Source organism: Arthrobacter sp. MYb221, from assembly GCF_002979835.1.
Lineage (GTDB): Bacteria > Actinomycetota > Actinomycetes > Actinomycetales > Micrococcaceae > Glutamicibacter.
In genome coordinates, this window is sequence record NZ_PCPW01000013.1 from 19,627 (window position 1) to 40,704 (window position 21,078).

Consider the following 21,078-nt stretch of genomic DNA (forward strand, 5'->3'; position numbering starts at 1 on the left):
AAGGACACTACAAGTGAACTATCCATCGGACCCAGCAGCGCAGCACAGGCCGCGCATCGGGCTGACCACCTACTGGCAGGAAGCCAAATGGGGTGTCTGGGAAAGTACCTCGGCCATTGTCCCGGGCAAGTACATCAAGTCAGTGGTTGCAGCCGGTGGTACGCCAATGCTCCTGCCACCGGTTGCCACCGACGCCTCCGTCTTGGACGTCCTGGATGGGCTGATAGTCATCGGCGGCGTGGATGTGGATCCTGCTAACTACGGGCATCAACCGCACCCGCGCACGGCGGCACAGCCGGAGCGGGACCTGCACGACATGGCTTTGGCCGCCGCCGCGCTGGAGCGGGCCGTTCCGCTGTTCGCCATCTGCCGTGGCGCCCAGGTGCTCAACGTGCAGCAAGGCGGAACCCTGAACCAGCACCTGCCCGATGTCCTTCCGGATGCTGCCGAAAAGTACCAGCCAGCTCCCGGGGTCTTCGGCACAGTGGATTTCACCACCGCGCATGGTTCTCTGGCGGAGCAGATCCTGGGCAACCAGGCCAGTGCTCCGTGCTACCACCACCAGTCTCTGCTGGAGGTAGCCAAAGGTCTGGAGGTCACCGCCCGCGCCAGCGACGGGACGGTGGAAATAGTTGAAATGCCGCAGGCCCGAGGCTGGGTTCTGGGCACGCAATTCCACCCGGAAGAGAACTTGGAAGATATCCGGCTCATGCAGGCTTTCGTCCAGGCTGCGCATGACTACGCCACCAGCAAATCTATTTCGACACCACAGGAAGCGCTATGAGCACTGATACCGCAGTGAAAGACACCTTTACCGTGATCAACCCGGCGACTGGGCAAGCAGTCCAGGACGTCGCGCTGGCTGATACCGCGCAGGCGGATGCCGCAATTGCCCGGGCCTCCGAGGCTTTTCCCGCCTGGAGCCAGATCGCTCCTGCTGAGCGCGCCGCGCTGCTGCGCAGATTCGCGGCCGCAGTAGACCGCGACCTGGAGAATCTGGCTCAGCTGGAAGTGCTCAATGCCGGGCACACCATCGGCAACGCCCGATGGGAGGCCGGAAACGTCAGGGATGTGCTGAACTACTACGCAGCAGCCCCGGAACGGAACTTCGGCAAGCAGATTCCCGTCGCAGGCGGAGTGAACGTGACCTTCCACGAACCCCTGGGTGTCGTCGGAATCATTGTGCCGTGGAATTTCCCGATGCCTATCGCAGGGTGGGGATTCTCCCCGGCCTTGGCCGCAGGCAATACTGTCGTGCTCAAGCCAGCCGAGCTGACCCCGTTGACCGCCATCCGCCTGGGCGAGCTAGCCCGTGAGGCCGGCCTCCCGGAGGGCGTCTTCACCGTCATCCCGGGCAAGGGCTCTGTAGTCGGCGAGCGCTTTGTCACCCATCCCAACATCCGGAAGGTGGTCTTCACCGGGTCCACCCAAGTGGGCCAGGGGATCATGCGCGGATGCGCGGATCAGCTAAAGCGGGTCACACTGGAGCTGGGTGGCAAGAGCGCCAATATCATCTTCGCCGATGCAGACCTCGACAAGGCAGCCGCCCAGGCACCGGGTGGAGTTTTCGACAACGCCGGACAGGACTGCTGTGCGCGTTCCCGGATCCTGGTGCAGCGCAGCGTTCTGGATGAGTTCATGGAGCGATTCACCCAGGCTGTCGCGGCGGTTACCGTTGGGGACCCGAGCGACGAAGCTACGGTGATGGGCCCTTTGGTCTCCGCCAAGCAATTGCAAACGGTGTCTTCGTTCCTGCTCGATGAACAAGGAAACCCACGCAGCGATATCGCCTACCAGGGAAAGATCCCCCAGGGCGAGGGTTACTGGTTCCCGCCTACGGTCGTGGTTCCCGAAGATCCGCAGGACCGGATCCTGCGCGAAGAGATTTTCGGACCGATCGTTGCGGTGATCCCATTCGAGGACGAGGCCGATGCTATCCGCATTGCCAATGACTCGGAGTACGGGCTCTCCGGATCCATCTGGACTCGGGATGTGGGCCGCGCCCTGCGCGTGGCCCGCGGGGTCGAGGCCGGGAACCTGTCGGTGAACTCCCATTCCTCAGTGCGCTATTCCACGCCTTTCGGCGGCTACAAGAAATCCGGACTCGGCCGCGAGCTGGGGCCGGATGCGCTGGAAGCCTTCAGCGAGGTCAAGAACGTCTTCATTGACACCGAAAGCTGATTTATCCGCAAAGCATCATCCAACTAAAACAAATCACTAGCAAGGAGAACCATCAAATGAGCGAAACGGCCCCATACAACGGCTTGGTCACCAATCGGCTTGCCGGAAGAGTCGCCACTATTACCGGCGGTGCCTCCGGCATCGGGCTGGCCACGGCCAAGCGCTTGGCCCATGAAGGTGCCAAGGTGGTCATTGGCGATATCTGTGCCGAGGACATCGGCCAGAAAGCCGCCGCGGAAGTCGGCGGGCTTTTCGTCCGCACCGATGTCACCAATGAGGACGACGTCAAGAACCTGTTCGCCACAGCCAAGTCGACCTATGGCTCGGTGGATATCGCATTCAATAACGCGGGGATTTCCCCGGCAGACGATGCTTCCATCCTGGATACCGGCATCGACGCTTGGCGCAAGGTGCAGGAGGTCAATCTGACCAGCGTGTACTACTGCTGCAAGCATGTGCTGCCGTACATGCAGGAACAAGGCCGGGGCTCCATCATCAACACCGCTTCCTTCGTCGCGGTCATGGGTGCGGCGACCAGCCAGATCAGCTACTCGGCTTCCAAGGGCGGGGTGCTGTCCATGAGCCGTGAGCTCGGTGTGGAATTCGCCCGGCAGGGCATCCGCGTCAATGCCTTGTGCCCCGGACCGGTGAACACCCCGTTGTTGAAAGAGCTCTTCGCCAAGGACCCGGAGCGCGCCGCTCGCCGCCTGGTGCATGTGCCATTGGGACGCTTCGCGGAACCAGATGAGTTGGCGGCCTCGGTAGCCTTCCTTGCCTCCGATGATTCTTCCTTCATCACCGCGAGCCAGTTCCTGGTGGACGGCGGCATCGCAGGAGCCTACGTAACCCCGCTGTAAATAGCAAGAGTACTCCCCAGAATCTGGCAACTGACGGTCCAGATCTGGGGAGTACTCTTGCCTTTATGGCATTGCCAGCGGCCTTCCGACGACACACCGAGCAAGCAGGCCGCCCATGGGTGCCATCTGATCCCCGAGACTTAGCGGGTCACCGGCTCGCTCTGCTCCAGCATCCCGAACTAATCGGCGCGGCAACGGTCCGCGGGCTGGCGGATGAAACTTCCCAAGCGGTGGAGCCCATCCTCGAACGCTGCGTGGCCTCCGCTGGTCAGGCACGTCTCGGCTAAACCCGTACCTGCTTCCCCGCCAAAGTATCGTCTTGGGTGGGAAAGTCGAACCCGCGGATCCGCTCCGAACGGCAAGCGACGGTCTGCGTGGAAAAGCCCGCGGGTGCATGAAATGCCTTGGTTAAAGCGCTAGGTTGGAAACGCAGGAATAGTTTACCCGTTTCTAAACGCACCATGTTGAGCCAATCGCCGCTAGTTCAATTCTGACGATGAGGATCCAAGCCATGAAAACTCCCATCCCTGACTACCTCAACGAAGTTCTCAGCACGCTCCGCGAAGACACCACAGGCGCGACGGCAAGCTATATCCCGGAACTAGCAGAAGCCAACCCCGATCTGTTTGCTTTGGCGGTCACCACCGGCACGGGAAGCACCTATTCGGCCGGTGACGTTGACACAGAATTCTCCATCCAGTCCATCTCCAAGCCCTTCGCCTACGCCGCGGCGATCATGGACCGCGGAATAGACCGAGTGCTGGAGTCCATTGGCGTTGAGCCTTCGGGCGAAGCCTTCAACGAGCTGTCCCTCGAAGGCGACACGCACCGCCCGAAGAATCCGATGATCAATGCAGGCGCCATCGCCACGCACGGCTTGCTCGTCGGCGAGCGCGCGGACCCCGAAGCACGTGTGGCGCGCACGCTGAGCATGTTCTCGCAGCTTGCCGGCCGGGAACTACGCATCGACGAAAGCGTCTGCGCCTCCGAGCTCGTTACGGCGGATCGAAACCTTGCCACCGCGCATATGCTGCGCAGCTACGGAATCCTCACCAGCGACCCGCATGAGGTAGTCGCCGGCTACACGCGCCAATGCTCAATTCTGGTGACCGTGGCCGACCTGTCGATGATGGCGGCCACCCTCGCCAACGGCGGGGTACAACCGCGCACCCACGAGCGCGTCATCGACACGGATGTAGCCCGCCAGGTCATGGCGGTGATGGCTACCGCCGGAATGTATGACGGTGCCGGAGACTGGCTCACCAGGGTCGGCATTCCCGCGAAGAGCGGAGTGGCCGGCGGCCTGGTGGGGGTGCTTCCCGACCAGGTGGGGATCGGCGGCTTTTCGCCGCGGCTGGACGAGCACGGCAACAGCCAGCGCGCCCGGCGTGCCTTTGAGCGCTTGTCCGCGGACATGGGGCTGCATCTTTTTGCGCCAAGCCACGGCCGGCTGGAGGTCGTCGGAGTGCAACGAGAGAGCAGCCGCGAGGTATTCACCTTGCAGGGGAACGTGCAATTCACTGCGGCCGCGGAGCTCTTAGACCTCATGGCCGATTCCACCTCGCTCAGCGACGTCCACGTTGATATGTCCCGCGTGCATTCCTTCACGGACGTCGCCCGCCGCATGACACTTGAAGGATTGCGCAGGCTGCGCATGGACGGGCGACGGATCTTCATCAATGATCCGTTGCAGTCCTTGGCGAATCCGGATCTGGGAGACGGTACCTACCCGGAGAGATCCTAGAATCCTCTTGGCAGGATCCGGCGCTCCGGGCTTCAACCGGACTCAATGGTTCAGCGACGATGACGAGGCGGTCTCATAACCGTTAATCAATCATGGCGCGGCCAGCTAGGAAAAGTATCGCGGTGTCCGTTGGCTGCTCTCAAATCTCCGTTGGCATCTCCACTCCAAGTGCGGAGGCCACGCGTTGCATGTTCTCCCAGGTCTTCACGTTCAAGGCGATGGCCGTGGCCGCTTCGATCTGCGCTGGAACCGGCGCGCGTTCCCCGGGCACCCGGATGGGTTCGGTCTCATCCTGCAACTCGCTGCCCTTGACGTAGCTGATGAACTCTTCTACCTGTGCCGTGTACTCCTCCAGGTCACGCAGCTGAGCCACATCGATGGCGATGATCAGCGTCCCCTGGTGGTCTGCGGTTTTCCGCTCGGAGACCGTCTGCGAACCCGAGAGGGCTCCACCCAGCGCCTCAACCAGCAACCCCAAACCGAAGCCCTTGAAACCGCCAAAAGGCTTCAACAGCCCGTCGGCGCCCACCCAATCCTTGGACAACGTGTTGCCGCGATCCCGTTCCTCGGCCAGGCGGCCGCTGGCCACCGCGCTGGTCGCGAAGTCGATCACCAGGTGCGGTGCCTCGGCGCGCGGCACCCCGGCTGCCAACGGGTTGGTTGAGAGCCTCGCTTGGGTTCCACCGGGCGGCACCACAATCTGTCCGGCACCATTGTTGTTGCCAAAGATCAGCGTCACCACACCGGCATCGGCGGCCTGTTCACAGAAGGGCGCCAGCCGCCCGGCATATTCGCTGCTGTGCACCGCGACCGCCGAAATTCCGTACTTCTTGGATCGCTCTACGGCGAGCGCGGTCGCATCGCGCAGCGCAAAGTGCCCATAGGTTTCGTGGGCGTCCAGCCGCACCAAGGCGCCGCTGTCCAGGTCCACGGTCGCCTGGGCGCCAGGCTTGGCGTGTCCTGCAACCGCACGATCCACATATTCGGGAAGACGGCGCAGCCCGTGCGAGGCGTGCCCCGCCAATTCGGAGGAAATCAGCTGCCCGGCCATGTACTCAGCGTCCGTGACGGATGCGTCGACTGCCTGCATAGAATCCACGATGAAGCGGTGCAACTGGGCCGGTGAGCTAGTCACCGCGGTGAGCTGGTTAGACATGAATTCCTTAGGATCGCTGGGGCCACCGTGCGCAATAGTTGGGGTATCGGCACCGAAAGGCTAGGTTGACTGGTCCCTCTAGCGTACGTAGTCGGCGCCGGTAATATCGATTGTCGCTCCGGTGACGTGTCGGGACCGTCCGCTGGCCAAGAATGCGGCCAGCTCGGCGACCTCTGCGGCCCGGGTGATCTCCCCCAGCGGCAGGGCCGCAATGGACGGATCTTCCGGGTCCAGATGCGCAGCCGGCAACGCCCTTCGTGTTGAAGTCCGTACTTACAATTTCAACGATCGCGGCCGGGCCGTCCGTGGGGTGCACGGTGAGCACCCCTAGACAGCCGTTCTCAGTCAGGAAATTCCCGGCGATGGTGCCCCGCGTGATGGCCCAGGTAGGCCATGCCGTTGCGCAGGTAGTACATGGGCCTGCCGGAAATCCACCCTCAGCAGGCACTGGGCCCATCTTCGTAGATATAGCGAAGTACCCGGCGACGAACATCCAGAATGCCGCCCAGAGCGTGCGGTTGCTTGCGCTTGCCGCGGATGTTCAACCCGCGCGGCCAAATGGTGAAGAACAGCCCGCAAACTACCAGCAACGCGACGCTGCTCGGCGCCCGGTGCCGAAGAACGGAATCTCGAAAATACAATGTCGGAAAGCACCTGGGCGAATAGATCCACCCGAGGGTACTTCCCTGTTATGAGGACACCGGCTACCGGCTACCTATTGACCGGTGGATGTTCGGCGATGCAGAAAAGATTGCCTTCCGGGTCAGCGAGAGTACTCCACTGAACGTGCGCCACTTCTTCGAGCACATCCCACTTGTGCGTCGCCCCCAGGGCAATTACTCGCTGAACTTCCTCGGCGCGTGAACCCCAGGGGACCGTCAGGTCCCAGTGTGCAACCTGAGATTCGGGACGCGGCCGCATACTCGGCTGGAAGAACATGCCAAACCCGCCGGCTCCATTGGGCGGCAAATAAAAGCTGTCTCCGCCACCGGAAATTTCGCTTCCGGTCACGCCGGCCCAGAAATTCGCCAGGGCTTGGGGATTCTCTGCCTCTAGGTTGATTGCTCCGAGGGTGACTTTGCTTTGTTGTGTCATGGCCCTACATTAGACCTCTCGACCGGCAAGTTCTCACGGTGCTCTTAAATTCTGCGTTCGGCGTCGCTTCGCAGGATGCAGAATTCGTTGCCTTCCGGATCGGCAAGAACCACCCATCCGGTTCCGTCCGGATTACGCAGATCATCGACTTCCCGCGCCCCTAGGGCCAGCAATCGCGCTAGTTCCTCGTCGAGGGTGCCATTCGCTGGTTTCAGATCAAGATGCACACGGTTTTTGAGCTGTTTGGCATTGGGTACCTCGATGAACAGCAAGCGCTGCGTACCGTCAGCGGAGAAGATCATGCATTCCTCCTCGCCGGCAAGGTTCGGGTCATCCGGGTCTTCCTGAAAACCGAGAACTTGGCCCCAGAATACCGATTGGGTGAAGGCATCGATGCTGTCAAAAGTCGTATGGGAAATGAGCGCTGTCATGGGCTTCAGCGTAACGCCCGCCGAGCGACCGGTCCACGGTTCAAAGCGACCGGAAACCCCGAACGACCGAATAAGTTCAACTTCCGGCAGCCTTCGCCTGCAGGAGTGCACGCTCGCGTTCGTTTCCGGCCAGCGAGGCGGCAAGCGCGAACTCCAGCCGGGCCTCTTCCTCCCGTCCCAGGCGCAGCAACAACTCCGCTCGGGTGGCAGGCAGCAGGTGGTATCTGCGCAGCGCACCGGTTGCCCGGATCCCATCGATAATCCGCAACGCGGATTCCGGTCCGGTGGCCATCGCCACAGCCGCCGCCCGGTTCAGCTCAACCACCGGCGAGGGCGCCAGCCGTCCCAGCGCCTCATACAAAACCACTATCTGGTCCCAGCCGGTCTCCTCGATGTGTGGCGCGAGAGCATGGCAGCGGGCGATTGCTGCCTGTAGACAGTACGCTCCGCGGTCCCGTCCAAGGGCGTCCGCGCGTTCCAGCGCTTGGCGTCCCCTGCTGATCTTTCCTTGGTCCCAGCGTTGGCGATCCTGATCGGCAAGCAGCACCGGTTCGCCTTTGGCATCCACTCGCGCCGGGAATCGCGCCGCGGTCAGTTCCATGAGCGCGAGCAGCCCATGGACTTCCGGTTCTTTGGGCATTAGGGCGGCCAGTCCGCGGGCCAGTCGGGCCGCTTCCTGGCCGAGTTCTGGACGCATCCAGTCGGTTCCGCTGCTGGCGGTGTGCCCTTCGTTGAAGATCAGATACAGCACACCCAGTACGGAACCGAAACGTTCGGGCAGCTCGCCGTGGCTGGGGACCTCAAACGGGACTTGAGCCGCCGCCAGGGTCTTCTTCGCACGTACTATCCGCTGCTGCACCGTCGCGACCGGCAGCAGGAACGCCCGCCCGATTTCTTCACTCGATAATCCGCCGACTACGCGCAGCGTCAGCGCAACCCGCGCCTCGCGGGCCAGCACCGGATGGCAGGAGATGAACACCAGGCGCAGCACGTCATCATCGATCTCATCCGGGTCCCATGGCAGCTCGTCCACCGCGGACTCTTGTTCACGTTCCAATTCTTGGCCCATCACGGCGAGCCGCTGATCCAGCCGCTCGCGGCGGCGAAACCCATCGATGGCCTTGCGCTTGGCCACGGCGGTCAACCAGGACGCCGGATTGCGCGGTACGCCCTGCTCGGGCCATTGGCGCAGCGCATCGATGACCGCTTCCTGCGCCAGATCCTCTGCCAAGCCGAAATCGCCGGTGAGCCGGGTCAGGGTGGCGATGATCCGCGCGGATTCGATCCGCCAGATCGCGGCCACGGTGCGCTCGACCCTGTGAGATTCGGTTGAGCGCGCCGTCGCTTCATCGTGCGAATTGTTCATCTTAGGCTTGGCCGCGCTGAGCCTGTTCCTCGCGCCAGCCTTCTTCTTTTTGAATCCACTCGTTGTCGGCCGGAAAGTCCTCGGGTCCGTGGACACGCCGGACTTCCAAAAGTGCGCCGGTTCCGAGTGGAGCGCGCTTGGCCCACTGAATGGCCTCTTCCTTGGAGGAGACTTCAATGATCCAGAAACCGTTGAACAGTTCCTTGGTCTCGCCGTAGGGACCGTCTGTGACCAATGGTTCCTCGGAAGAGAAGTCGACAACAGAACCTTCCGCGGCATCGGACAGTCCCTCGCCGGCAAGCATCACCCCAGCCTTCATCATGGACTCGTTGTACTTGCCCATATCTTCGATGATCTGCTCGAAGGGAATTTCCTGGTAGGCCTTCACGCCCTCATCGGTTGCACGCATAATCAGCATGAATTTCATGGTGTTCCTCCTTGAATCCGGGGCCAGCTTTTTTGACCCTCTCATACAAGACGTCGAACGGGAAGAGCCAGGATCGACAGAACTTTCAAAAAACTTTAAAAGTTTTTTGAGCGTTGCATAACATGGCGCAGGCTGCTTCTCTTGCCACCCGCAGACTTGGCCGAATGCCTGTCCGAGGCGGTCACATGATGCCTCCACGTTGACGGGCATACAGTTTCACCGCGATAGCGTTGCGCTGCTGATCTCCAAGGTCTTGGACCCATTCGCCGGCGTCCCAGCAGAGGTTGCGTGCCAAGGGCAGCTGATGGGATCCGCTTTCGATGATGTGCATGAGATATCCGCCGGTATTGGGAAAAGCTACGAGGTCCCCGGCGGCCACACCCTGCGGGAATTCGAATCGACGCCGCAGGATCAGCTCTTCCTCGATGCAATAGGCCCCGACGAGGAACGCGCTGAGCGCCGCACGCTCGCTTCGGGGCGTTCCTGTATGGAGGAGCAACGGATCCGCCAGGAAGTCCGCCGACGTTGAGCGGCATTGCGTTCTGTTCATATGCAGGCCCACTAGCGGGAGCCCATCGCTGCGGGTTTTGACGAAAGCCACCATTGCAAGCGTCATCCCGCAGCCGTCCAGCAGCGTCCTACCTGGTTCGCAGCGCAGCTGAATGCCTCGTTCTTTGAGCATCTGCGCTACGGACTCATTCCCGCCTTCCGGATGGCTTGCAAGAACTTGATTCAGCCATTCTCCGCGGATCAATTTCTGGTGGTACGGATATACTAAGCCGATTGGCTCGGCACCCGTGGCGCCCAGCCTGTCGGATTTCCATGTCAAGGATTCATCTCCGGCGGGCAGGGCGGCAAGGCCCTCCCAGAAACCGGCCCATTGCGCGGCATCATCCAGATAGGACATCGGGATCCCGCCGCCCATGTCCACGAATTGCGGGGCATGGCCCAATTCCCGCAACGCGTCGATGAGCCGCAACGATTCGGCCAGCACCAAGGCCCGCTGCTCTCCGCTGTACCCGTTGAGGTGGAAGTGGATGCCGCACACCTCCAAGCCGGTGGCTCGGTCCGCAGAGTCGAGAAAGTCTAGCCACCGCTCCGCGCTAAGACCGAATCGTGTTGGAGCAATCCGTGGGTTCGCCGAGGCGAGGCGCAGCGCGACCCGGACTCGGCGCCCGGACCGCTCTGCAATGTCCAGCAGATCCAGCGCCTCGTCGACATTGTCCAGGCTCAGCATCACGTCGTTGTCCACCGCCAGCTTGAGCAGTGCCGGTGACTTAACCGCTGCGGTGACGATCAGCCGCTCTGCCGGCACGCCTCGTTTCAGGCATTGGTCGAGTTCGTTGAAACTCGCCACGTCGACGCCGCAACCCTCGGCTGCGGCTTGGTCGATGGCGCCGATCGTCTTGTTTGCCTTGCGCGCCAAATAGATCTGGAAATCGATCCCGTGTTCCTCCGCGGCTTGGCGCAGCTCACCGATATTCCGGCTCATCGGCGCAAAATCGTGGAGGTTCAACGGCGAGCCGTGCTCTTCGATCAATTCTTGGCATAGCACCGGGTCGGCCAGGAGCCGTTCCATCCAAGGTTCCAGACGAGCGGTGAGCGGAGCGGTTCCGTGCATCAGTGGTGGCATCAGGGAGCTACTTTCTGGCTTGCGGAGGTAATCTTCGTTGCTATTCGTTGAGCCCAAGCCCGGTATTCCGGGTGCAGGGTGCGGTTCAAGGTGTCATGGCCCAGCGTGGGGTCTTCGGTGGGCCTGCCCAGGGCAGCCAGCGACTCGCTCCGTTCGCCTCGGGCGTTCAGGCAGGTGCCGTCGGTGTCCGTCAGCAGCCCGCGTTCTGCGCGGCGGATCTGGATTTCTTGGTTGGCGAGCAGGCTGCCGAACAAGGAATGAGCGGGACGGCCCTCCGGTGCCGGGCCGCTGAGCACCCCGACCGGTGCGGTCACCGCATCGATCACGATTGCCTCTGCAGTTACGGCATCGGCGGATGGCTCTTGCTGGAGTATTCCCGCATCGAACAGTGCCAGCAGCTTCAACGCGGTGGGCTCGGGCGGTCCGAAAGCCATGCGTTCGAGATTTGCGGCCAGGCGGTTGAACCGCTCGCGGTCCCCGGTACGCCACTGGATTCTGGACAGCGCCTGAACCAGCTGCGCATAAAGTCCTGACCAGACAATGGACCAGATCCATTCGTGGGTGGCAGGATCCACTCTGCGGTTGGCCCGGAGGCTCGCACGCAGCTTTTCGGCGGGAGAATTGATGGCCGAAAAGGCCTGGGACTGTCCGGCTAGGACGGTGTTGCACAGCTCCGTGGCGGAGGCGCGGATGCCGCTATGCCGCGCGCACCGCAGGGCGCAAGCCAGCAGCATCTGCCACAGCGCATCCAGATCAGCTTCGGGCCGGTCAGTGGCTTTGCCGCTGGGTGCCGCGTTCGCCGCGCCCCATCGGCGAATGCGAGTTCGGAAATCATCCAGAACCTCGCGCAGCGGCCCTGGAATGCGCTGCGGTTTGGGGCTCATCGGGATATTGCTACGCGAAGTCATGGTGATGCGCGCCGGTTCTTGCCCACCGGGAAGATAGCGCACCGCGGCTAACCCGTTGCGCGTTACCTGTTCCCAGCGCCCGCCCCTCCCCTCGGTCAGGGCCAGGACCACGTCATAGGCGGTCAGTGCCGCGCCGCGAATGAGAACTTTGCTTCCCGGCGGCACCTTGCCCATGGCATCGGCTTCGCGTTCAACCGTCAGTTGCGTAGCGCTGAGCGCCCCGCCAAGCATGCCTTCCGAACGGTATCCGGCCAGTCCGTGCCCGGTCGCGAGCACCACCTCATCGTAGAGTTCGGATCCTTGCTCGGAGAAAACTTCCCACTGCGCTCCCTGGCGCACGATCCCCGTGACCACCGAAGGCCGGTGTGCCAGGTTCAGGCACCCGTCTTCGACGAGCCGCTCGAATTGCTCGCGCAAGTACTCCCCGACCAGGGCTCTCGCGGGGTAGGTGTCCTCCCCTCCAGCGTTTTCGCCGCTAACGGCCCGCCACTGATCGAAGCTCTGCAGACACAGGGTGGATGACGCATCGATAATGCGGGAATTGACGTTCAGCCGCAGCTCACGCGGCTGGCCGGTATTCCAGACCCTGCCGGCCCCCGGCGGATAAGGATCATAGACGTCAACCCGAACCGGAGTTTCCTGAATGCTTGTCAATGCGTCGTTGAGCTCAAGCAACGCGAACAGGCACTTCGGGCCGCCGCCAATCATGGCAATGCGGGTCATCGGGCCGGAGAGTCTTCCAACGACTGCGAAGAATCCAGATCCGGCTCCTCGCCCAGATTGTCGCGGACCCAGTCATCGTTGTAGACGCTTTGCAGGTAGGGCACCCCGGAGTCGTGAACCAAGAAGGCGATGCGTGAACCATCCGGAATCTCCGGGAGCAGCTGGTCCATGGCGGAGACAATCGCACCGGTTGACGCTCCGGCGAGAATCCCTTCGCGTCGGGCGAGCCGCCGGCAGCCGCGGACCATCTGGATCTCCGGAATTCGGCACACTCGATCTGGTTCGGATTGGAGGGCCAACGCCGGGACAATCCCTGCCCCGAGTCCGGGTAGCCGCCGGTTGCCGGAGTCGCCGCCGAAGAGCACCGAACCCAGCGCGTCCACGGCCACCAGCTCGGTGGCCAGGCCATGCTCACGCACGTACTGCTGGCAGCCGAGAAGAGTGCCGGTGGTGCTCGTTGCAACGAAGAGCATGTCCAGGCGCCCGTCCATCGCTTCCATGATTTCAGGCATGGTGGTCGCATAGTGCGCCTCGGGGTTATGCGGTGAACCATACTGGTTGGTAGTCACGGCGCCCGGATTTTCGGCGAGCAGCTGCGCTACCCGGCGGCGGCGGGCGGCGAGCTTGTTCCCGTCCGGCGGGTCAAGCACCAGATCAACCTCGGCACCGTAGGCGCGCATGATCTCCAGCGCCGACTTATTGGCGTTCTCGTCGACGACAGCCACGAATTTGATCCCGCGCACCACGCACTGCCTGGATAAGGCGATCCCCAAATTTCCGGATGTCGACTCGACGACCATGCCGCCGGCCTGCAACTCACCAGATCGCATGAAGGCGTCGATCAGGCTTCCGGCGGTGCGCTCCTTGGTGCTCCCGGAGAGCTGCAGCAAATCCAGTTTCGCAAAAACCTCAACACGAGGCGTGCCAAAAAGCCTGTCCAGTTTCACCGTTGGTGAGTTGAAAGGACTCAAAGTTCCTACACTATCCATGATCATTACTCGCATTCGGGCGGTGACAAATCCTGCTGACAAGTGCTCGGCAAAATGAATGCGGTGTGACCTCCACCGCTACCCAGTTTGGCAAGTCTAAACATGGAATATCGGAACTGGCTGGCAAAACGCACGTTTCGGTGACGATTTTCGTTTTCCGCTTGCTGCCCACCGCTAAATTCCACGAATACCTGCAGAAACTATGTCGCTTCGAACGGTCCTGACCCCATTCTGGATTCACTGAGCGCGTCGCTGGCCCGGTCCCCAAGCAGTTGCTCCGCAGGCAATGCTGCCCGGCGGACCCACGCAGGATTTGCGCCAATAGTCTAATCTAAGTGATAATCATTCTCATTATGACAGTTAAGAGCACCCTCGCTCAGCACGCCACGAATGGCCACGCGATTGGGCAACAGCCCAACACCGGGCTCGCTGCCCCATCCGACCCACTGATCCGCCTCAAAAACGCCCGCGTGGCCGCTGCGCGAACTCAGCAGTCCCTGCTCGAAATCGATGAGCTTGCGCTGTTCCCCGGCGAGCGCATTGTCATCACTGGCCCCTCCGGCAGCGGCAAGTCCCTGCTGCTGGCCACGCTCACCGGACGGTGGGCCGCGGGCTTGGCTTTCACCGGCACCCGCACGGCGAATTTCACCCGCATCGGATTCATTCCGCAGCGCGGGCTCGATGCTCTGCACCCGCTTCTCCCGCTGGGGCGACAGCTGCGCAAGGTCACCGGCAAGAGCACCCAGCAGGTCCACGAGGCGCTGGCCGCCGTGGGGCTGACCGACCCGGCACTGAGCCAGCGCAGGCCCGCGGAACTATCTGGCGGGCAGGCGCAACGCGCTGCGGTCGCGCTGGCAGTGCTCAGCGATGCTCCGCTGATTCTCGCCGACGAACCGACCAGTGCCCTTGACCACGAATCGCGGGACCAGACCCTGGCCCTGCTTGACCGTGTCATCACCGCTCGGCAGACGCTCGTGGTGGTGACGCACGATCCTGCGGTAGCCAATGCGCTGGCGACTCGTCGACTCGCGCTGGAATCCGGGAAGATCTGCCAACTCGCCGGGCCCACCATGGAACGAGCACGGCCATGAGCCGGGCTGTACTGGAAGTAGCGCAGGTCAGCGCAACCTACGGGCGCGGCGCCAAGGAGCGGCAGGTGCTCGCTCCGACAACTTTTGAGATTTCGGCCGGTGAATCAATCGCCGTAGTGGGCGCCTCTGGATCCGGAAAAACCACGCTCGCCGAGATGGTCCTCGGGTTGCGCGCACCATCCTCCGGCCGGATCAATGTCCAGGGCCACGAGTGGGCCGCACCGCACAAGCTAGTCTGCACGGAGCGGCGCCGGCTGGTGCAGGGAGTTCCGCAAGATCCGGCGGCCGCCCTGGTGCCGCGCTGGACGATTCGCCGGTCAATGGCACATGCCATCGAGCGGCTCTTGCCAGGTGAATCCGCCGAGCATCTGATAGCGCAAGCCACCGAGCTCGCGCATTTTGACCCGGCGCTGCTCGGGCGGCGTCCGAGCCAGCTTTCCGGCGGCCAAGCGCAACGTGCGGCCCTTGCCCGGGCCTTGGCCGTGCGCCCGGCGGTGCTCGTGGCCGACGAACCGACCAGCGCCCTGGATCCGCAGACTGCGTGTGCGGTATCCGCCGATCTGCTCGCGACCATAGCCCTTTCGGGTGTGGCGCTGCTTCTCGTAACCCATGACCCCCAGCTTGCCGCGCGGTGTTCGCGCACGGTGCGCATCTGTGCACCCACCCAAAGTCGCCTCAATTAGCCAAGGAATAGACAACCTATGATTCGACCACGTGCCAGATCCCTCGCACTGATTCTCTTCCCCCTGGTTGGTGCACTCACGCTCACCGGGTGCTTTTCCACTGCCAGCCCCGGAGAAGCCGCCGCGGACCGCATCTCCGTGGCGCATATGCAGCCGCCGCGTTCCGGGCTCAGCCCGCTCAGCGACGACGCTTTTAAGCTCTCCCGCTGGTCCGCCGCGGAAACCCTGGTCAACCTGGATGATGCCGGTGACGCGGTAGCTGGACTGGCCACCGAGTGGACCCGTGAAGGCGAGCTGATCTGGAACTTCAGCATTCGTGAAGGGGTCAGCTTCCACAACGGGCAGCCGCTGACCGCAGAATCGGTGGTGAACTCGCTGCGCCGCGCGATCGACTCCACCCCGGTACCGCGCATCCTGAACGGCACGCAGCTGAGCGTGGAAGCCCACGGAGAGCAAGGCATTCGCATCACCACCGCCGACCCGGACCCGCTGCTGCCCCAGCGGCTCTCCAGCCCGCAGCTGGCCATCTTTGACGCGGCCGCCTACACGGAATCCGGGGTGAACCCGCTGGGCACGGGAACCGGACCATTCCAGCTTGTGGCCGTAGACGGCGTCTCCGGAGCCACCCTGGACCGCTTCGATGACTACTGGGGCGAGGCGGCCAAGGCTTCGGGCATCGACGTGAAGTTCGTCCCCGACGGAACCGCCCGTGCCGCGGCGCTGCGCACCGGGGAAGCCGATGTGGTGGAGGCAATCCCGGCGGGGCAGGCCGCTTCGGTGGATCAGGAACTGCTCACCGAGGTGCCGATGCCGCGCACCAATACGCTCTATCTGAATACCGAGCAGGGGCCATTTAAGGATCCGGCCGTGCGCGCCGCGGCACGCGAGGCCATCGACCGCGCCGCCATCGTCGGATCGGTCTATGAGAACCGGGCCGATCTCGCCGACGGCCTCTTGGGCCCGGCCCTGCCCTACGCGGCCGGCTACCGCCAAGATGCCGACTACCAGCAGCTGCTGGCAGGCCGGGCGGAACCGGCCAAGGTGAAGGGCGTGAAGATCAATCTCGGCACCTTCACCGATCGGGCGGAGCTTCCCGAGGTCGCCGTGCTGCTGGAACAGCAGCTGGAAGCCGCCGGGTTCGAGGTGAGCCAAGATGTGCGCGAATACCAGTACATCGAAGCCGATGCCCTCGACGGCAAATTTGACGCCTTCATCCTCTCCCGTGCCACCGTGCTGGACTCCGGGGATCCGGTGGCCTACTTCGCCTCGGACTTCAGCTGCGAGGGCGGCTTCGCCATTTCCCAGCTCTGCTCTGCGGAAGTTGACCAGGGGATTGAGACCGCCGCGGAAACCGAAGCCGGCAAAGAACGCCAGCACCAGATCATGCTGGCCGAAGCCAGGATTCTGGGCACCGATGCCGCAATTCCACTGCTGCACGAACGTGTCATCCAGGGCGAAGTTCCTGACCTTCAGGATGCCTCACGGGATCCGCGCGAACGCCAGCTGATCACCGCCACCACCCGGCTCGGCGCCGAGTAAGGCAACTGCCCGATGAAAAACAGACGTCCCGGCGGGCGGCAAAACAAGCTGCTTTCCCTGGTCTCACGCCTGCTCAGCGGCGTGGTGCTGCTGTTGATTGCCGGCGCCCTGCCTTGGCTCTCGCGTACCGACCCGGCCGCCGCGGTGCTGCGGGCGCGCTACGCAGAACTGGAGCCCACGCCCGAAGCCCTGGCGGCCATACGTGAGCAGCTGGGGCTCGATGGTGGCCCGCTGGCCTCCAGCCTGCGCTGGTGGTCCGCGGTGCTGCGCGGGGATCTGGGCAATTCCTGGGTCAGCGGGGCCGAAATCGGTCCGGGCGTGTGGCAGGCGGTATCCGTCTCCGCCACGCTCACCGCCTTCGCCATCATCGTTGCGCTGCTCGTCACCAGCTGCCTGATCGCCCCGGCCGCGGTGCGTGCGCTGCGCGGCCTGGAGCACCGCGGTTCCGGGCCGGTCGGGGTTGCGCTGACCGCACTGCCCGAATTCCTGCTGGCAAGCATCCTGCTGGTCATCGTCTCGGTGCAGCTGGGCTGGCTGCCGCCCTACGGCTGGACCGGCCTCGAGACCGCCATCCTCCCGGCCCTTGCCCTTGGCATCCCCGCGGGAGGCCTGCTCGGACGCTTGCTCGCGGATGCGATCTCCGGGGCCGGCGAGGAATCCTGGGTGGACGTCTGGCGTCTGGCCGGAGCCGGCGCCCCGGTCATCCTGTCCGGGGTGCTGCGCCGGGCGGCCGCGACAATCATCGATCAGCTGGGTCTGGTATTCATCGGCCTGCTCGGCGGCGCGGTAGCCGTGGAACAGGTATTCGCGATTCCCGGACTCGGCCGCTATCTGCTCGGTTCGGCCAATGCCCAGGACATCCCGGCCCTGCAGGCCGGGGTGCTGCTCATGGCGGGGGCCGCGGTGCTCATCGGCACCCTCACCGCCTTGGCCAGGCGCTGGTTGCGCGGCGGACCGCTTCCACCGGGCTCACTGCCTCCGGCACCCGAGGCGCGCGGCAATGGGCGGATCGCACGCTTCACCGCAATAATTACCTGCTCCGCGCTGCTGGCGATCCTCGCCTTCGGCCTGCCCCGGGACCCCTATGCGATTGAGCATCAGCGACTGGCCGCGCCGAGTCTCTCCTTGCCCTTCGGGGCCGATTCCAGCGGACGCGATCTGCTTGCGCGGGTCGCCCACGGAACGCTCGGGACGATCACCCCCGCGGTATTGATCGTCTTGTGCGCCCTCATCATCGGCCTGCTGCTGGCGGTGCTCGGCGACATCTCCCGCGGCCCGGCAGAAATCGCCAATGCCACGCCGCCGATTCTTGCCGGGGTGATCATTGCGGCGCTGATGGGCCCCTCCGTCGGCGGAGCCGCGCTTGCGGTGCTGTGGGTTACCTGGCCGCCGCTGACCGCGCATGCCGCCTCGCTGATCGACGAGGCGCGGGCCATGGGCCACATCCGCTGGCTTCCGCTGGCCGGGATGTCACGCTTCGAGATCTTCACCCGGCATATTCTTCCCGCAACGCTTCCGGCGCTGCTGCGCCACGGCATGCTGCGCCTTCCGGGCGTTGCCCTAGCGCTTGCCGCGCTCGGCTTCCTGGGTCTCGGCGCGCAGCCGCCCATGCCGGAGTGGGGGCTGCTGCTCGCCGAAGGCATCGGCTACGTGGAGCGTGCCCCGTGGACCACGCTCACCCCGGCAATTGCCTTGGTGCTGACCTCCGTATGCGCGGTGGCCGTGGCCGGGATGCGGCGCGCGCCGCAAAAGCCGGCCCGTGCCGAGGCCAAGACCGCGGAACCTGCACCGGCAGGCATTTCGGGAGCATAGCGCGACGCGGCCGCGACGGTCCGGCTGCTTAGGAGGATTGGATGCGTTCCCAGAGCTCGGTCACGCGATGCTCAATGTCGGCGTAGATTCCCCTCGCCTCGTCAAGCGTCATATCCTGCGGATCGGCGACGTCCCAGTCCAGGTATTGCTTGCCTGGATAGATGGGACAGGTGTCACCGCACCCCATCGTGATGACATAGTCGGCGGCTCGCACCACGTCATCGGTGAGCGGCTTGGGGAACGCATCTTCCAAGCTAATATTGTGTTCCTTGAGCAGCTCCACCGCCAATGGCTGAATCTCTCCGGCGGGCAACGAGCCCGCGGAGCGGACCTCCACCCGCCCGCCGGATACTTCCGCGAGCAATGCGGCGGCCATCTGCGAACGCCCGGCATTTTGCACGCAAACGAATAATACCTGTGGATTGTCCTTGGCAATGCTGCCCATGGATTGAGCGAGCGCGCGCAGTCTGTCATCGGCGAAGCGGGTGGCAATGGCCGCCAGGTAGGTCCGCACACGTGCGGTACGCCCCAAGGTGGCATACGACTCGAAGACATAGCGTTCTATCATCTCGGGAGTGAACGTGCCCGCGTAGCGTTCGGCTAAATGCTCGGACATCCGGCCCAATACGTGGGTGTCCTTGGTGGGATCGGTGTCGTTCGGTGTCCAAGTCATGTGAACTGCCCTATTCCTTTTTCTCAGCTGGCAACTCATCGCTACGCAGCAACTTTGTGAAGATCGGTGATTTATCCAAGGCGTTTTTGACACCGGCGGCATAAAAAACACCCACGGCAAACTCGTCAGCTCTGGAAGAGCATGGTCCATCTCGCTTAACCATCAACACGTACGTCGCTAGACATCGATGACTATCGATATCTAATCTTCGGCAATACATCGATGATTGTCAATATCCCAGGTTGCCGGTCAATGACGAATTCATTTGGCTCACCACAGGCCGCCGCACACTCCCGACGGCCACCAGGCAGGCGCGTAATGGCGCAATCCGGCCCCGCCTGGCCGTGCACGGTGCAACATCAAGCGTTACAAAGGCGCCTGATGCGGCGGAGCATGAAAGAATCCATGCGTATGTCTCGGATCACGGAACTTTTTGCGCGTGATCCAGCGTGGAAGGACGTGGCATGGCGACAGGACCCACCCCGGCTATCGCGCATCAGCGCACGGATGCGGCCTGGATAACAACGGTCTTTGCGGGCATTATGGCGGCCTTGCATATCTGGAAGCTCCCTTCGGCGCTTCCGGTGCTGCAAGAGGAGCTGCACATCTCGTTGATCCTCTCCGGCGTGCTGCTGGGGGTGGTCCAGGTCGCAGGCATGCTCGGCGGCCTGGCCATGTCGCTGCTCGCCGAAATCTATTCCCAGCGAAAAATCATGATCCTCGGCCTGCTCCTGCTCATTCTCGGCTCGGCAATGGGCTCCTTCTCCCCCAACGCCGGGATGCTGCTGGGCACGCGAATTATCGAGGGGGCCGGGGTGATCATGTGCAGCGTGATGGGCCCCGGCCTGGTGCGCGCCCATGCGCCGCTGCAACGCATGAATTTGGCGGTGGGCTGGTGGGCCGCCTTCATGGGTATCGCCACCTTCTTCGGCGTCTTGGGCACCGCGGTTGCCCTGCGCTTCATCTCTTGGCAGAGCTGGTGGTTCATTCTTGCGGTGCTGACCGTGCTCCCGATCCTGCTGATTCTCAAGTTCGTCTCCGCCTCTGCCCCGGGCGGAGGCACCAGCGCCAAGGAAGCCTTGAGGAAAATCGTGGTGACCGCAGCTTCCGGACGTATCTGGATCAGCGGCATCATCTTCGGCTGCTACACCGTGCAGTGGATGGCAATCGTCGGATTCTTGCCCACCATTTTCCGCGAAGACGGGCTGTCGCCAATCCTCGGCGGGTTATTCTCGGCGGTAGTCGGCGGGCTGAACGCGCTCGGAGCGATTATCACCGGGCTGCTGCTGCACCGCGGAATCGCCGGCAAGAAAATGCTGCTGGCCTCCTTTGCGGTCATGGCCGTGATGGCCCTGTTGACCTTCGCGATCGACTACCCGGCATCGCTGGTGCTCGTTCAGGTGCTCTGCGTGGGGCTGTTCTCGCTCTGCGGTGCCGCCGTTCCGGCCACGATGACGCGCTTGGCGGTTGATCTGGCACCGGAGGGCGGCTCGGCCCCGGCCGCCATGGGCCTCATGCAACAGATATTCAATATCGGAAACTTCACCGGGCCGATGCTCGTCGCCTGGCTGGTGGTCCTCACCGGCGGATGGTCTTCCACCTGGTGGGTGAGCGCGTTCTTCGGGACGCTGGGCTTGGCGATGGTCATGGTTCTGCTGCCCAAGAACTCGCCGCTGAACTCGATCCAGCACGCCTAGGATACCCACCAGCCGCCGCCATAAATGAGCACCGCCGCCATGACACCGTCGAGCCTTCAACGCGTGGCGCACT

The 21,078-nt window shown here is 63.3% G+C and carries 20 protein-coding genes; 10 read left to right on the plus strand and 10 right to left on the minus strand.

Features of this window, described 5'->3' with window-relative positions; translation table 11 throughout:
- The first annotated feature begins 13 nt into the window (after window positions 1-13).
- From CQ015_RS14600 to CQ015_RS14615, 5 genes are all read left to right on the plus strand, one after another.
- Entirely contained in the window at window positions 14-784 is a 771-nt protein-coding gene (locus CQ015_RS14600; RefSeq protein WP_258138611.1) for a gamma-glutamyl-gamma-aminobutyrate hydrolase family protein, read from the plus strand.
- Window positions 781-2,181 carry an aldehyde dehydrogenase gene (locus CQ015_RS14605; RefSeq protein WP_105650471.1) on the plus strand — a complete coding sequence of 467 codons (1,401 nt, stop codon included), beginning with the start codon at window positions 781-783 and terminating at the stop codon, window positions 2,179-2,181. Before CQ015_RS14600 ends, CQ015_RS14605 begins: the two co-directional genes overlap by 4 nt.
- A 56-nt stretch (window positions 2,182-2,237) precedes the next feature.
- Window positions 2,238-3,038 carry a 3-oxoacyl-ACP reductase gene (locus CQ015_RS14610; protein WP_105552600.1) on the plus strand — a complete coding sequence of 267 codons (801 nt, stop codon included), beginning with the start codon at window positions 2,238-2,240 and terminating at the stop codon, window positions 3,036-3,038.
- A gap of 65 nt (window positions 3,039-3,103) precedes the next feature.
- Window positions 3,104-3,325, plus strand: a complete 222-nt coding sequence (locus CQ015_RS18800; RefSeq protein WP_146114073.1) for a hypothetical protein — start codon at window positions 3,104-3,106, stop codon at window positions 3,323-3,325.
- A 224-nt stretch (window positions 3,326-3,549) separates the two neighbouring features.
- Window positions 3,550-4,782: a glutaminase gene (locus CQ015_RS14615; RefSeq protein WP_105650472.1), complete on the plus strand. Its 1,233-nt coding sequence runs from the start codon at window positions 3,550-3,552 to the stop codon at window positions 4,780-4,782.
- Window positions 4,783-4,921: 139 nt separating this feature from the next.
- Here CQ015_RS14615 and CQ015_RS14620 read toward each other — a convergent pair whose 3' ends face one another.
- The 9 genes from CQ015_RS14620 to CQ015_RS14660 form a co-directional block, all read right to left on the minus strand.
- Window positions 4,922-5,938 carry an Ldh family oxidoreductase gene (locus tag CQ015_RS14620; RefSeq protein ID WP_105650473.1) on the minus strand — a complete coding sequence of 339 codons (1,017 nt, stop codon included), beginning with the start codon at window positions 5,936-5,938 and terminating at the stop codon, window positions 4,922-4,924.
- Window positions 5,939-6,016: 78 nt separating this feature from the next.
- Window positions 6,017-6,187: an SDR family oxidoreductase gene (locus CQ015_RS14625; RefSeq protein WP_219843908.1), complete on the minus strand. Its 171-nt coding sequence runs from the start codon at window positions 6,185-6,187 to the stop codon at window positions 6,017-6,019.
- A gap of 462 nt (window positions 6,188-6,649) precedes the next feature.
- Window positions 6,650-7,033, minus strand: a complete 384-nt coding sequence (locus CQ015_RS14630) for a VOC family protein (RefSeq protein WP_105552597.1) — start codon at window positions 7,031-7,033, stop codon at window positions 6,650-6,652.
- 44 nt (window positions 7,034-7,077) lie between these two features.
- The gene (locus CQ015_RS18805) at window positions 7,078-7,464 is read right to left on the minus strand and encodes a VOC family protein (protein WP_146112422.1); all 387 of its coding nucleotides are present in this window, start codon (window positions 7,462-7,464) and stop codon (window positions 7,078-7,080) included.
- A gap of 76 nt (window positions 7,465-7,540) precedes the next feature.
- Window positions 7,541-8,830, minus strand: coding sequence for an RNA polymerase sigma factor (locus tag CQ015_RS14640; protein ID WP_105650474.1), 1,290 nt, complete (start codon window positions 8,828-8,830; stop codon window positions 7,541-7,543).
- Between the two features lies 1 nt (window position 8,831).
- Window positions 8,832-9,257: a YciI family protein gene (locus CQ015_RS14645; RefSeq protein WP_105552594.1), complete on the minus strand. Its 426-nt coding sequence runs from the start codon at window positions 9,255-9,257 to the stop codon at window positions 8,832-8,834.
- Between the two features lie 181 nt (window positions 9,258-9,438).
- Complete coding sequence (locus CQ015_RS14650) at window positions 9,439-10,890, minus strand: alanine racemase (protein WP_219844317.1); 1,452 nt, start codon at window positions 10,888-10,890, stop codon at window positions 9,439-9,441.
- Window positions 10,890-12,521: an FAD/NAD(P)-binding protein gene (locus CQ015_RS14655; protein WP_105650475.1), complete on the minus strand. Its 1,632-nt coding sequence runs from the start codon at window positions 12,519-12,521 to the stop codon at window positions 10,890-10,892. The genes CQ015_RS14650 and CQ015_RS14655 overlap by 1 nt, the downstream gene beginning before the upstream one ends.
- A complete protein-coding gene (locus CQ015_RS14660) occupies window positions 12,518-13,492 on the minus strand; it encodes a pyridoxal-phosphate dependent enzyme (RefSeq protein ID WP_181150437.1) in 975 nt (324 codons plus the stop codon). Before CQ015_RS14660 ends, CQ015_RS14655 begins: the two co-directional genes overlap by 4 nt.
- Before the next feature lie 371 nt (window positions 13,493-13,863).
- On the opposite strand from CQ015_RS14660, the gene CQ015_RS14665 reads away from it, so the two are divergent.
- The 4 genes from CQ015_RS14665 to CQ015_RS14680 are packed head-to-tail and all read left to right on the plus strand — an operon-like array spanning window position 13,864 to window position 18,635.
- On the plus strand, window positions 13,864-14,601 hold the full coding sequence (locus CQ015_RS14665) for an ATP-binding cassette domain-containing protein (RefSeq protein WP_105650477.1): 738 nt from the start codon (window positions 13,864-13,866) through the stop codon (window positions 14,599-14,601).
- On the plus strand, window positions 14,598-15,284 hold the full coding sequence (locus CQ015_RS14670; RefSeq protein ID WP_105650478.1) for an ATP-binding cassette domain-containing protein: 687 nt from the start codon (window positions 14,598-14,600) through the stop codon (window positions 15,282-15,284). Before CQ015_RS14665 ends, CQ015_RS14670 begins: the two co-directional genes overlap by 4 nt.
- An 18-nt stretch (window positions 15,285-15,302) precedes the next feature.
- Complete coding sequence (locus tag CQ015_RS14675) at window positions 15,303-16,823, plus strand: ABC transporter substrate-binding protein (protein WP_105650479.1); 1,521 nt, start codon at window positions 15,303-15,305, stop codon at window positions 16,821-16,823.
- A 12-nt stretch (window positions 16,824-16,835) separates the two neighbouring features.
- Window positions 16,836-18,635 carry an ABC transporter permease subunit gene (locus tag CQ015_RS14680; RefSeq protein WP_105650480.1) on the plus strand — a complete coding sequence of 600 codons (1,800 nt, stop codon included), beginning with the start codon at window positions 16,836-16,838 and terminating at the stop codon, window positions 18,633-18,635.
- Between the two features lie 28 nt (window positions 18,636-18,663).
- Here CQ015_RS14680 and CQ015_RS14685 read toward each other — a convergent pair whose 3' ends face one another.
- The gene (locus CQ015_RS14685) at window positions 18,664-19,308 is read right to left on the minus strand and encodes a low molecular weight phosphatase family protein (RefSeq protein ID WP_096288403.1); all 645 of its coding nucleotides are present in this window, start codon (window positions 19,306-19,308) and stop codon (window positions 18,664-18,666) included.
- Between the two features lie 464 nt (window positions 19,309-19,772).
- On the opposite strand from CQ015_RS14685, the gene CQ015_RS14690 reads away from it, so the two are divergent.
- Entirely contained in the window at window positions 19,773-21,005 is a 1,233-nt protein-coding gene (locus CQ015_RS14690) for a CynX/NimT family MFS transporter (RefSeq protein WP_105650481.1), read from the plus strand.
- Window positions 21,006-21,078 lie beyond the last annotated feature (73 nt).

What these genes read in the sequence shown, in the direction of transcription:
- CQ015_RS18800 (WP_146114073.1), top strand. Translation starts at nt 3,104, where the DNA reads ATGGCATTGCCAGCGGCCTTCCGACGACACACCGAGCAAGCAGGCCGC.
- CQ015_RS18805 (WP_146112422.1), bottom strand. Translation starts at nt 7,464, where the DNA reads ATGACAGCGCTCATTTCCCATACGACTTTTGACAGCATCGATGCCTTC.
- CQ015_RS14630 (WP_105552597.1), bottom strand. Translation starts at nt 7,033, where the DNA reads ATGACACAACAAAGCAAAGTCACCCTCGGAGCAATCAACCTAGAGGCA.
- CQ015_RS14605 (WP_105650471.1), top strand. Translation starts at nt 781, where the DNA reads ATGAGCACTGATACCGCAGTGAAAGACACCTTTACCGTGATCAACCCG.
- CQ015_RS14690 (WP_105650481.1), top strand. Translation starts at nt 19,773, where the DNA reads ATGGCGACAGGACCCACCCCGGCTATCGCGCATCAGCGCACGGATGCG.
- CQ015_RS14680 (WP_105650480.1), top strand. Translation starts at nt 16,836, where the DNA reads ATGAAAAACAGACGTCCCGGCGGGCGGCAAAACAAGCTGCTTTCCCTG.
- CQ015_RS14675 (WP_105650479.1), top strand. Translation starts at nt 15,303, where the DNA reads ATGATTCGACCACGTGCCAGATCCCTCGCACTGATTCTCTTCCCCCTG.
- CQ015_RS14685 (WP_096288403.1), bottom strand. Translation starts at nt 19,308, where the DNA reads ATGACTTGGACACCGAACGACACCGATCCCACCAAGGACACCCACGTA.
- CQ015_RS14620 (WP_105650473.1), bottom strand. Translation starts at nt 5,938, where the DNA reads ATGTCTAACCAGCTCACCGCGGTGACTAGCTCACCGGCCCAGTTGCAC.
- CQ015_RS14665 (WP_105650477.1), top strand. Translation starts at nt 13,864, where the DNA reads ATGACAGTTAAGAGCACCCTCGCTCAGCACGCCACGAATGGCCACGCG.
- CQ015_RS14650 (WP_219844317.1), bottom strand. Translation starts at nt 10,890, where the DNA reads ATGCCACCACTGATGCACGGAACCGCTCCGCTCACCGCTCGTCTGGAA.
- CQ015_RS14645 (WP_105552594.1), bottom strand. Translation starts at nt 9,257, where the DNA reads ATGAAATTCATGCTGATTATGCGTGCAACCGATGAGGGCGTGAAGGCC.
- CQ015_RS14655 (WP_105650475.1), bottom strand. Translation starts at nt 12,521, where the DNA reads ATGACCCGCATTGCCATGATTGGCGGCGGCCCGAAGTGCCTGTTCGCG.
- CQ015_RS14640 (WP_105650474.1), bottom strand. Translation starts at nt 8,830, where the DNA reads ATGAACAATTCGCACGATGAAGCGACGGCGCGCTCAACCGAATCTCAC.
- CQ015_RS14670 (WP_105650478.1), top strand. Translation starts at nt 14,598, where the DNA reads ATGAGCCGGGCTGTACTGGAAGTAGCGCAGGTCAGCGCAACCTACGGG.
- CQ015_RS14615 (WP_105650472.1), top strand. Translation starts at nt 3,550, where the DNA reads ATGAAAACTCCCATCCCTGACTACCTCAACGAAGTTCTCAGCACGCTC.
- CQ015_RS14610 (WP_105552600.1), top strand. Translation starts at nt 2,238, where the DNA reads ATGAGCGAAACGGCCCCATACAACGGCTTGGTCACCAATCGGCTTGCC.